Genomic DNA, 10,556 nt, shown 5'->3' with positions numbered 1-10,556 from the left:
CCGGGCTCCCGGGTGGTCTTGGATCAGCTCCCGGGCCCGGTCGGCCAGGGCGGCGGCGGTGCGGGCCGGGATGGCCAGGGTCAGGGCCAGTTCGGCCTTCGCGGAGGCCTCGGCCTTCCCGGCCTGCCAGGGGTCCAGGGCCAGGGCGGCGGCCTCCACGGCGGCGGCGCCCAGCAGCCGGTCCACCAGGGCGGCCTTGGTGGCGGCGGTCGCGTCCTCGAGCCGCTTGAGTGCGGCCAGCGCGGTGATGGCCGCGTCGTAGACGCCCCGGGCCACGGAGGCCCGGGAGGCCGGTTCCGGGGCGGGGGCCGGGACGGGGGTGAACGCCGGCAGTCCGGCCAGGGCCGGGGCGTCGGCGGTGAAGGGCTCAATGGGGGGAAGGGCGGCCCGGGCGGTAAGGATCGCCGCCACGTGCTCGGTGGCGTTCCCGCCCGGGGTTCCGGGATCATTGGCCGGGGTGCTCATACCACCATTATCCTAGAACACAAAAACGGTGTCAATGGATAGTTCAGAATTGTGTACAAACATATGTTCTATACATGCCCGGCTCCACAACACCCTCCGGGGAGAGGGACTCGGGGACCGGCCCAGCAGGACCGAGCAGCCGGGCTCCGGTCTCGACCAGCCCCGTCGCCCCCCAAGGATTCAGCCGAGCAGAAACGCCACCCCGAACATGGCGGGGATGGCCAGGATGGTGGTGGCGAGCACGGTGTCCTTGGCCATAACAACGCCCACCTGGTAGCGCTGGGCCGCCACATAGACGCTTTGGGCCGTGGGCAGCGCAGCGGCGACTACGACGGCAAAGAGGGCATGGCCGCCCATGCCAAGGACGTAATGGCCCAGCAGGAAGGCGACCGTCGGATGGACCACCAACTTGAAGCCGGTGGCCAGCAGGATCTCGGTACGTCGCCCGTCGGCGGCGGCCAGCGGCCTGCCGCTGCCCAGCGACATGCCGAACGCAATCAGGATGGCCGGGATGGCGGCCCCGCCGATCAGGTGGATGGGCTCGGCCACCAGATTGGGCAGCTGCCACCCTGTCGCCGCCAGGACCAGGCCCACCATGGTGCCCAGAATCATGGGGTTGCGGAAAATTTGCAGAAAAACGCGTCCCGGCGTGGCGCGGCGGCCGCTGGTGGCCGTGTCCAGCAGCAACAGGTAGCAGGGGGTGTAAAACGCCAGCTGGAAAATCAGCACGGGGGCAATGAGTGCCGCATCGCCCAAGACGTAGGCGGCGATCGGGATGCCGAGGTTGGCCGCGTTGGCCAGCGAGGACGACATCGCGGAGATCAGGGATTCGCTCACGGAACGTTGAAGCCAAAACCTGGCAATAAGCAGGAAAATACCGCCGGTGATCACAGCGCTGGCGCCAGCCACCAGCAACGGTTCGGCAAAGACGGCCTTCAAATCCGCCCTGGCCAGGGTCTCCAGCAGCAGGGCGGGGCTCGCCACAAAAAAAGACAGCCGGCTCAAGACCAGCGGCGCGTTCTCGCCGAGCACCTTCGCCCGACCCACAAACCAACCCACAAAAATGATGAGCCAGACGACGGAAAAGCCCTCAATGACGGCTAGCACGGCGGAGGCGGGCGGGAGGGATTCACGGATGGCACGTCCCAAGCCTAAGCTGGGAAAGCGCGTTTCTGCCGCTTCGGTCCATGGGACGCCGTCACACAAGGAGCCACCATGAATTCCCGCGCCATCAAGACCGTCGCCGTCACGGGCGCCCATGGAAAGGCCGGTCGAGCCGCCGTGGCGGAGCTCCTGGCGCACGACTACAACGTGCTCGCCTGCGACCTGGCCGGACCGGTGGGTCGGAACTCGGACCTGGGGGCGCCCACCATGCGCGCGGACCTGACCGACTACGGGCAGGCGCTGCAGGCACTGACCGGGGCGGATGCCGTGGTCCATCTGGCGAACATTCCGGAGCCGGGCATGTTCCCGCCGGCCGAGACGCTCAATCGCAACACCGCCATGAACCACAACGTCTTCTTGGCCGCGCAGGCACTGGGGCTGCAGCGGGTGGTGTGGGCCTCCAGCGAGACCACGCTGGGTTTGCCGTTCGGGGAGGACGGGGGAACCTTGCGGTATGCCCCGGTCGACGAGGCCCACTTCCCGCACCCGTCCTCAACGTACGCCTTGTCCAAGGTGCTCGGGGAGGGCGCCGCCGCCCGGATTGCGGCATGGTCGGGGATCCCGTTTGTGGGCCTGCGCCTGACGAACATCTTCGCCGAGGCCGAATACCACCGGGTGCCGGGGTTTTGGGCCGACCCGCGGTCCCGGGCGTGGAATCTGTGGGGCTATGTGGATGCCCGCGACGTCGGCGCCGCCTGCCGCAACGCCGTCGAGGCGGGCAGCGCGGGCAGTGAAAACGTGATCATCGCCGCGGCGGACACCATCATGAACCGCCAATCGGCGGAACTGCTGGGGGAATTCTTCCCGAACCTGCCCCGGCGCCGGGACGTGGCCGGCTTTGAAACCCTGCTGGCCATCGAGGCCGCGGCAGAACTCATCGGCTACCATCCGGCGCATTCATGGCGGGAGAGCATCTCCGGCTGAGGGATCCTACCGGGAGTCGGCCAGCGTCTGCGCGGCCAGGGCCGACTCGGACAGGGCCGGGCGCAGCAGGCCCTCGATGACCGACTCGGCCGGGTCGGTGCCCAGGTGCACAATCTTGTTCTCCGCATCCACATGCACCACGGAAGGCACGTAGTCGCGCGCTTCCGCCGTCGTCATTTGCGCGTAGGTGATCATGATGACCAGATCACCCACGTCAACCAGGTGTGCGGCGGCACCGTTGATGCCGATCACCCCGGAACCGCGCACGCCGGCGATCGTATACGTCTCCAGGCGGGCGCCGTTGGTGATGTCCACAATGGAGACGAGTTCRCCGGGCAGGATGTCCGCGGCGTCCAGCAGATCGGCGTCGACGGTGACGGAGCCGACGTAGTGCAGATCGGCGTGGGTCACCGTGGCCCGGTGGATCTTGGACTTAAACATGGTTCTGTTCATAAGGGCACCAGTCTACTGCCGGCGGCTTGGGCCCGGCTGAATGTTTCGCTATCTCCGCCCGTGCTATCTCCGCCCGTGCTATCTCCTCCCGAGGGGGGTCAGCTTGCGGCCCATGATCGCCTGCGTCAGCGCGTCCACCACCTCGGTGTTGGCCAGCGGGTTGCGGATCAGCGTGAAGTCCACGTCGCCCACGGCCGGCAGGTCAAAGCGCGAGGTGATGATCTTCAGGTCATCTGGCACCAGCGACGTCGGCATGACGGCCACCCCGATCCCCGCTCGCAGTGCCGCCAGCACGCCGCTGATCTGCTTGGTGGTGCACGTGACCCGCCAGGTGCGCCCGGCCCGTTCCAGGGCATCCAGGGCAAGTTTGCGGCTCAGGCTGGGCGCGGGATAGACGATGACGGGCACGGGCGAACCGGGCTCCAGGACCGTTTGTTCCAGGCCCACCCAGGCAAAGGAATCCTGCTTCACCACCACCCCCTCCTGTGTCCCGGACACCCATTTCACAAACACCAAGTCCAGCTGCCCGGCCTTGAGCCGGCGGTGTAGTTGATCGCTTTGGCTCACCGTGAGTTCAAGGTTGATGTGCGGGTAGAGCTGGCGGAACTCGCGCAGGATGCGGGGCAGGCCGGTGATGGCGAGGTCATCGGCCGTGCCGAAGCGCAGCCGCCCCCGCATGGCGATCCCGGAGAAATAACGGCTGGCCGCGTCGTTGGCGGCCAGGATGGTGCGGGCAAAACCGGCCATGGCGTCGCCGTTGTCCGTGAGCCGGACGTCGCGGGTGTCCCGGGCCACCAGGATGCGGCCGGCGGCCTGCTCCAGCTTGCGCACATGCTGGCTGACGGTGGGCTGGCTGATGCCCAGCCGCTCCGCGGCCCGGGTGAAATTGCGGGTCTCGGCCACGGCAAGAAAGCTCTTCAGTTGGGCGGGGTCAAAGGTGGGGGTGTCGTGCATGGCGGAAAGTCGGCCCCTTCATTACGAATCGCAATGCTACTTATAATCACCATACTCTTTCGGCATGGTGACGGCCATCCTAGGGTTAAGGCAGACAACCATCCACCCCAAGCCCAGGATCCTCGTTGACGCCCCCTCCAGCACTCGAAAATGCTGCCCTGACCGCCCCCATCGACCTCGTGGCCGCCCGGCCGCCGTGGAGCCAGACCTTCTCCTCGCTGAAAATTCGCAATTACCGCATTTTTGCCTCCGCCAACCTGCTGGCCGTCATCGCCGTGTGGATGCAGCGCGTGGCCCAGGACTGGATGGTGCTCCAGCTTTCCGGCAGCGTCACGGCCGTGGGCATCACCGTGTTCATGCAGTTCATCCCGTCCCTGGTCCTGATGCCCCTGGGCGGCATCCTGGCGGATCGGTACTCCAAACGCCTGATCCTGATGATCAGCCAGGGCTCGGCCGGCGTGCTGGCCGCGGTCATGGCCGCGCTGGCCCTGACCGGGCACCTGGCGGTGTGGCATATTTACGTGATCGCGTTTGTGCTGGGCCTGGTGGTGGTGGCCGACCAGCCCGCCCGCCAGGTGTTCGTCAACGAGCTCGTAGGCCCGAGGCAACTGCGGAACGCCATCAGCTTGAATTCCTCGATCTTCCAGATGGGCGGGATGATCGGCCCGGCCGTCAGCGGCGTCTTGATCACGGCCGTGGGCGGCGGCTGGGCGTTCGCGGTCAACGCGTTCGCGTGCGCCGTCACCGTGATCTCCCTGGCCTGTGTCCGCCCGGCCGAGCTCGTGAAATGCGCGCCGGCCAAGCGCGCCCGGGGCCAGTTCATGGAGGGCGTCCGCTATGTCTTGCGCAAGCCCACCATTTTCTGGCCCACGGTCATGGCCGCCTTCTTCTCGGTCTTCGGGTTGAGCCTGGCCGTCCTGATGGCCGCCTACGCCAACAACGTGTTCGACGCCGGTGCCGGCGGCTACGGGCTGTTGAACACCCTGGTGGCCATGGGGGCGCTGGCCGGGGCCCTCGCCTCCACCCGGGTGGCCGTGCTGCGGCTGCGCTCGGTGATCTCCGCCGCCGGCGCCTATGGCGTGGTGCTCATGATCGCTTCCCTGGCCCCGGGCATGGTGACGTTTGGGGCCGTGATGGTGGTGGCCGGTTTTGCCTCGCTGTTGTTTTTGACCAGCGCCAACCAGCTGGTGCAGATGTCCACCAATGTGCAGGTCCGCGGCCGCGTCATGAGCTTGTACATCATGGTGCTCATTGGCGGGCAGGCCGTGGGCGGGCCGCTGATGGGCTTCCTGGCCGAACACCTCGGCGTGCAATGGGCCATGGTGGTCGCCGGCGGTGTGCCGGCACTTGCCGCCGGAACGATTGCGGTGATCCTGGCCCGGCGCGGCCAGCTGACCGTGCGGATGAACCTGCGCAGTGCCCGGCGCCCGGTGTTCATCGTCCCGAGAAGCGCCTGAGCCGCCCGCCAATTTGTCGCCACGGGTGGGGGAGACTTTCACGCCCGCCGGGTTTAAGCTGGATGGACGAAAGTTTTTTCGGTTTCCTTGCCGGCTTAGACGGTCGACCTTGACCGCCCGGTGACATGATGACCTACCCCAACCACATATCACGTCCCTCCGAAACCGCGCCCGCGGACGGTGCGTGGGTGGGACGCGCCTCCATGGGGCCCCCGCGCGGCAACGCCGTCATCGAGTCCTATGCCGCGCTGCTGCGAACGGTGCGGTCGGCGGGACTGATGCGCCGGCGTCGCACCTTCTACGGCCTGGTCTTCGGCATCCTGCTCGTGGTGCTGGGCGCAGCCGGAACCGGATTCGTGCTGCTCGGTCACACCTGGTTCCAGCTGGTGATCGCCGCCGGCCTGGGCTTCCTTTTCACCCAGTTCGCGTTCCTGGCGCACGAGGCCGCCCACCAGCAGGTGTTCGCCTCCCGGGCTGCGAACGACTGGTCGGCGCGCATCCTGGGGCCCCTGCTGGTGGGCATGAGCTACGCCATGTGGGTCAAAAAGCACAACGCACACCACCAAAACCCCAATGTTGTGGGCAAGGATCCTGACATCCACACCGGCATTGTGGCCTTCCACGAGGACGGCGCGGCGGGCAAGCGCGGGCTCGCGGCCGCCTTCACCCGGCACCAGGGCACGCTGCTGTTCCCGCTGATCCTGTTCCTGGGGTTCAGCCTGGTGATGGATTCGGCCAAGACCTTGTTCGGCCGGCGCGGCGTCCGGTTCCGGTACATTGAAATCGGCCTGCTGGTGCTGCGTTTTGGCGCCTACCTCACCGTGCTGTTCCTGATGCTGCCGTGGGGCATGGCGCTGGCCTTTGTGGGCGTGCAGATGGGCGTGTTTGGGTTTTACATGGGAGCCTCCTTCGCGCCGAACCACAAGGGCATGCCGATCCTGGCCGCCGGCAGCCGGGTGGACTTCTTGACCCGCCAAGTGCTGACCAGCCGCAACATTCGCGGCGGATTCTTCATGGACACGCTCATGGGCGGCTTGAACCGGCAGGTGGAGCACCACCTGTTCCCGGACATGGCCCGGCCGGAACTGCACCGGGCCGGCCGGCTGGTCCGCGAGGCGTGCGCCCGTAACGGGATCAATGTCACCGAGACCGGCCTGATGCAGTCCTACGGCATCATTGTCAGCTACCTGAACCGGGTGGGCCTGTCCGCGGCGGACCCGTTTGAGTGCCCCTTGATGCGGCGGTTCCGCTAAGGGCGGGATGGAACCGGGCATGGAGCAGGTCAGCATCCGCTACATTGTGGACGACGTCGACGCCGCCATCGGCTTCTACGTCCGGCAGCTGGGCTTCACGGAGGTGATGCATCCGGCGCCCGGGTTCGCCATGCTCACCCGCGGGGCCCTCCGCCTGCTCCTCAGTGCCCCGGCGGCCAGGGACTCGACGGGCACCCCGGGTGGGGGCGGGCGGGCCATGGCGGACGGAACGCTTCCGGCCCCGGGCGGGTGGAACCGATTTTCCCTCCAAGTGGCGAACCTGGACTCCGAGATGGCGCGGCTGCAGGCCGCCGGCGTGCGCTTCCGCAGCGACGTCATGGCCGGTGTGGGCGTCAACCAGGTGCTTGTTGAGGATCCGTCCGGGAACCTTGTGGAACTGTTTGAGCCAATCCTCCCGGAGGCCGCCCAAAAAACCCTGTAGCGTTGCTAACGGTTAATGCCGCTAACGGTCGCCGGCCGCCGTGGGAAGGTGCGGATAATCCGCCTCCCGCCCCTGGAACTCAAGGATGGCCGGGTTGATGATGACGCCGTCGTGAATCTCTATGGCGCGCTGGATGGTGTCGTTTTCCGCCCAGTGTGACGGTCCGGCCAGCACCGGGTCCAGGAACGGCAAAATGGCTTCACTGATCTCCCACGTGGAGGAATTCCACAGGTATGACGGGCTGTGGTCCACCGCGTAGTAGTCGATGTGGTTGCCCACCTGGAACATGGGCTCCGCGAATGTGGTGTTCCGGGCCCAGCTGAAGCCCATGCCCTCATCACAGGAAACGTCCACGATGAGGCTGCCCGGACGGAAGGCGCCGAGGTCCCCCTCATTGAGGTAGGTGACCGGCGCATTGGGGTCCTGCAGCGTGCAATTGACCACGATGTCCGCCTCGGCCAGGAACGGTGCCAGCGGCTTCCGGCCCCGCCCCGAGATGACGTACGCGTCGTAGGGCGCGGTGACGGCATGGTCGAACTGCACAATCTCCACCGAGTGGATGGGGGAGCCGACGGCGGCCACGCTGCGGCTGGTCAGCACCGCCACCTCGTGGATGCCGTGCGCGTTCAAGGCGGTGACGGCGCCGCGGGCGGTGGCGCCGAAGCCGATGACCACGGCCTTCAGGCGGCGACCGTAGTCGCCCGTGGACCCGGTCAGGGCCAGTGAGTGCAGGACCGAGCAATAGCCGGCCAGTTCGTTGTTCTTGTGGAAGACGTGCAGCCCGAAGCCACCGTCGGACGCCCAGTGGTTCATGGCCTCGAAGGCGATCAGCGTCAACTTCTTCTCGATGGCCAGCTGGGTAATGGCCCGGTCCTGGACGCAGTGCGGCCAGCCCCACAGGACTTGACCGTCGCGCAATTCGGCCAGATCCGCCGCCTGCGGCTTGGGCAACAAGACGACGTCCGCCCGTGCCAGCAGCTCCTCTCGGGAGGCCAGGGCGCCCACCAACGGGGCCAGCTGGGCGTCGGAGTAGCCAAAACGTTCCCCGTAACCGTGCTCCACCACCAGGCGGGCCCGCACGGCCGGTTCAATCCGGGAAAAATGTTCCGGGTGGATGGGGGCGCGCCGCTCATCCGGTTTGCGTGAGGACCCCACAACGCCCAGGGTCAGTCCGGTTGCCGCGGGGATCACTTCTTCTTTGCCGGTGTGGGCTTCTCGGCAATGCCCGGGCCGGCCTCGCCCGCGCGCTTGTCGGCGCGCTTTTCCTTGATCGATTTGCTGGATTTCTTTGATGCGGTTTGCCGTGGTGATTTGTCGCCCATGTCAGCTCCCTTAAGGTGGGGCCGGAACGGCCCCGTAGCCTGACCCTACACGCATTGGCTGACAGGGCACCGGTACCGGTGCAAGTGCGGGGCGGGCCGGAAAAATGAGGCGTTGTCCGCACTGCTTGCAGCACGGACAACGCCTCATCATCTGGAGCGGGCGACGGGAATCGAACCCGCGTATCGAGCTTGGGAAGCTAGCGCTCTACCATTGAGCTACGCCCGCACTAAAGCCTTCCGTGCAACGAAAATCTGCTGCGCGGGGGCCTCGAACAAAAGTCTAGCGGATGATCCGGGTGTTCCCGGACACGGCACCCCGGGACGCGAGCGTGCGGGCGGGGGCCGGCGGCCGGGCGTGCTGCTAAAACACCGGCTCCGGCTTCTTCCCCTGGACCTGAAGCACCAGCGGCTCCACATAGCGGGCGGCGACCGGGCCAAAGACGGCCATGATCAGCACATAGGTGGTCGCGAGGGCGGCCAGCTGGGCCGGCACGGCGCCGGAGGCCACGGCCAGGCCGGCGATGACGATGGAGAACTCGCCGCGGGCAATGAGCGCGGCGCCGGCGCGGGCGCGCCCCAGCACCTTGATGCCCTGCTGTTGCGCGGCCCACCACCCGGTGGCCACCTTGGTCGCCGCCGACACCACGGCCAAAAGGAGCGCGACGCCCAGCACCGGGGGAATGGTGCGGGGGTCGGTGTTCAGCCCGAACAAAACGAAGAACATGGCCGCGAAGAGATCGCGCAACGGCTCCAGCACGCGGGCGGCGTTTTCCGCGGTGCCCCCGGAGATGGCGATCCCCAGCAGGAAGGCCCCGACGGCGGCGGAGACCTGCAGCGCCGATGCGATGCCGGCCACCAGCAGTGCAGCACCAAGCAGCTTGAGCAGGAACGACTCCCGGTCCGGGCTGTCCAGGGCCGAGGACACCAGGTGCCCGTAGCGCAGCGCGCCGACGAGGACGGCGGTGATGACGGCCAGGGAAAGGCCCAGGGCCGTCAGCCCGCCGGCCAGGGAGACCCCGGCCAGGACCGCCGTCATGATGGGCAGGTAGGCGGCCATGGCCAGGTCTTCGATGACCAGGATGGCCAGGATCACGGGGGTTTCCCTGTTGCCGAGGCGGCCAAGATCACCCAGGACCTTGGCGATGATTCCGGAGGAGGAGCTGTAGGTGATGCCGGCCATGACCAGCGCCCCCACGGGGCCCCAGCCCAGGAGCAGGGCCACAATCGCGCCCGGGAGCATGTTCAGGACCAGGTCCAGCAGACCGGCCATCCAGGACTGCCGCAGGCCGGTGACAAGTTCCTGCGCCGTATATTCGAGCCCGAGCATCAGCAGCAGCAAGATGACGCCGATCTCGCTGGCTATGTGCGCGAAGTCATTGATGCCGCCAAGGTCCACCAATCCGCCGTGCCCAAAGGCGAGTCCGCCCAGCAGGTACAGGGGTACGGGGGACATGCCGATTCGTCCGGCGAGTCGTCCCAGAAAACCCAGCCCGAAGAAGACGACACCAAGCTGGATGAGGGAGAGCGTCGTCGGATCCACGGCGGCCTACTGTCGGGACTGCAAAATCACGGCTGCCTCGGCCAGGCCGGCATCCGTGCCAACAATGACCGCCATATCGCCGGCTTGGAGGATCTCATCCGGGCGTGGGGAGCCAATGACCTTGTCATCGCGCAGCAGCGCCACGATGGACGTGCCCGTCAGCGTGCGCATTTGCGTGTCGCCCAAGGGCCGGCCGGCGAAGGCGGAGCCGTCGCGGATCAGAATTTGGTGCGTGGTGACGCCGGGGACGTTCTTTTGTTCGGCCGACAGCTGGGCGATCAACTGGGTGGCGCCGAGCAGCCCGCCCAGGGCGGCCGCCTCATCGGCGCTGAGCGGGAGCGACAGGGCGCAGGCATCCGGATCATCCATGCGCGAGACAATGAATTCGGTGTGGCCGTCACGGTGCGTCACAACGCCCACCCGGCGTCCGGTGGCGAGCCGGAGTTCCCGGCGGACTCCAATGCCCGGAAGCGGAGTCTCTTCAATGTTCATGGTCTTACCTTAGTCGTCAAGTGTGGCAAATCCCCGTTTGGCTTAACGCTCTCGCGGTACCAAATAGTCCCCACGGGGGGCCGTGCGCTA

11 protein-coding genes, 1 tRNA gene and 1 pseudogene are annotated in these 10,556 nt (G+C 67.0%); 4 read left to right on the top strand and 9 right to left on the bottom strand.

Annotated features, from left to right (window positions below; all coding sequences use genetic code 11):
• Together AB4Y80_RS12680 and AB4Y80_RS12675 are read right to left on the bottom strand one after the other, a co-directional pair.
• Positions 1-465: pseudogene (locus AB4Y80_RS12680) on the bottom strand (hypothetical protein); the annotation flags it as partial.
• A gap of 180 nt (positions 466-645) precedes the next feature.
• Positions 646-1,572, bottom strand: a complete 927-nt coding sequence (locus tag AB4Y80_RS12675) for an AEC family transporter (protein WP_442214564.1) — start codon at positions 1,570-1,572, stop codon at positions 646-648.
• Positions 1,573-1,680: 108 nt separating this feature from the next.
• Here AB4Y80_RS12675 and AB4Y80_RS12670 point away from each other — a divergent pair, with 108 nt between their 5' ends.
• A complete protein-coding gene (locus tag AB4Y80_RS12670) occupies positions 1,681-2,553 on the top strand; it encodes an NAD-dependent epimerase/dehydratase family protein (protein WP_442214554.1) in 873 nt (290 codons plus the stop codon).
• A gap of 6 nt (positions 2,554-2,559) precedes the next feature.
• Here the strand turns inward: AB4Y80_RS12670 and panD are convergent, their stop codons facing one another.
• Both panD and AB4Y80_RS12660 read right to left on the bottom strand, forming a co-directional pair.
• Complete coding sequence (gene panD, locus AB4Y80_RS12665) at positions 2,560-3,006, bottom strand: aspartate 1-decarboxylase (protein ID WP_442214553.1); 447 nt, start codon at positions 3,004-3,006, stop codon at positions 2,560-2,562.
• A gap of 78 nt (positions 3,007-3,084) precedes the next feature.
• Entirely contained in the window at positions 3,085-3,960 is an 876-nt protein-coding gene (locus AB4Y80_RS12660; protein WP_442214551.1) for a LysR substrate-binding domain-containing protein, read from the bottom strand.
• Positions 3,961-4,085: 125 nt separating this feature from the next.
• Here AB4Y80_RS12660 and AB4Y80_RS12655 point away from each other — a divergent pair, with 125 nt between their 5' ends.
• The 3 genes from AB4Y80_RS12655 (at position 4,086) to AB4Y80_RS12645 (ending at position 7,112) form a co-directional block, all read left to right on the top strand.
• The gene (locus tag AB4Y80_RS12655; RefSeq protein WP_442214549.1) at positions 4,086-5,417 is read left to right on the top strand and encodes an MFS transporter; all 1,332 of its coding nucleotides are present in this window, start codon (positions 4,086-4,088) and stop codon (positions 5,415-5,417) included.
• A 203-nt stretch (positions 5,418-5,620) separates the two neighbouring features.
• Positions 5,621-6,670 (top strand): fatty acid desaturase family protein, encoded by a 1,050-nt coding sequence (locus AB4Y80_RS12650; protein ID WP_442214563.1) that lies wholly within the window; start codon positions 5,621-5,623, stop codon positions 6,668-6,670.
• 19 nt (positions 6,671-6,689) lie between these two features.
• Positions 6,690-7,112 (top strand): VOC family protein, encoded by a 423-nt coding sequence (locus AB4Y80_RS12645; protein WP_442214548.1) that lies wholly within the window; start codon positions 6,690-6,692, stop codon positions 7,110-7,112.
• Between the two features lie 21 nt (positions 7,113-7,133).
• Here the strand turns inward: AB4Y80_RS12645 and AB4Y80_RS12640 are convergent, their stop codons facing one another.
• The 5 genes from AB4Y80_RS12640 to AB4Y80_RS12620 all read right to left on the bottom strand — a co-directional run bounded on the left by AB4Y80_RS12640 (position 7,134) and on the right by AB4Y80_RS12620 (position 10,466).
• Positions 7,134-8,300 carry a N(5)-(carboxyethyl)ornithine synthase gene (locus AB4Y80_RS12640; protein WP_442214562.1) on the bottom strand — a complete coding sequence of 389 codons (1,167 nt, stop codon included), beginning with the start codon at positions 8,298-8,300 and terminating at the stop codon, positions 7,134-7,136.
• A complete protein-coding gene (locus AB4Y80_RS12635) occupies positions 8,300-8,434 on the bottom strand; it encodes a hypothetical protein (protein ID WP_442214547.1) in 135 nt (44 codons plus the stop codon). Before AB4Y80_RS12635 ends, AB4Y80_RS12640 begins: the two co-directional genes overlap by 1 nt.
• 152 nt (positions 8,435-8,586) lie before the next feature.
• Positions 8,587-8,660 (bottom strand) — tRNA-Gly (locus tag AB4Y80_RS12630).
• A gap of 135 nt (positions 8,661-8,795) precedes the next feature.
• The gene (locus AB4Y80_RS12625) at positions 8,796-9,974 is read right to left on the bottom strand and encodes a cation:proton antiporter (protein ID WP_442214546.1); all 1,179 of its coding nucleotides are present in this window, start codon (positions 9,972-9,974) and stop codon (positions 8,796-8,798) included.
• Positions 9,975-9,980: 6 nt separating this feature from the next.
• A complete protein-coding gene (locus tag AB4Y80_RS12620) occupies positions 9,981-10,466 on the bottom strand; it encodes a cation:proton antiporter regulatory subunit (RefSeq protein WP_442214545.1) in 486 nt (161 codons plus the stop codon).
• Between the last annotated feature and the right edge of the window lie 90 nt (positions 10,467-10,556).

It is taken from the genome of Specibacter sp. RAF43 (genome assembly GCF_052114065.1).
Taxonomy (GTDB): Bacteria; Actinomycetota; Actinomycetes; order Actinomycetales; family Micrococcaceae; genus Specibacter.
This window is presented reverse-complemented; position numbering and strand designations above follow the sequence as displayed.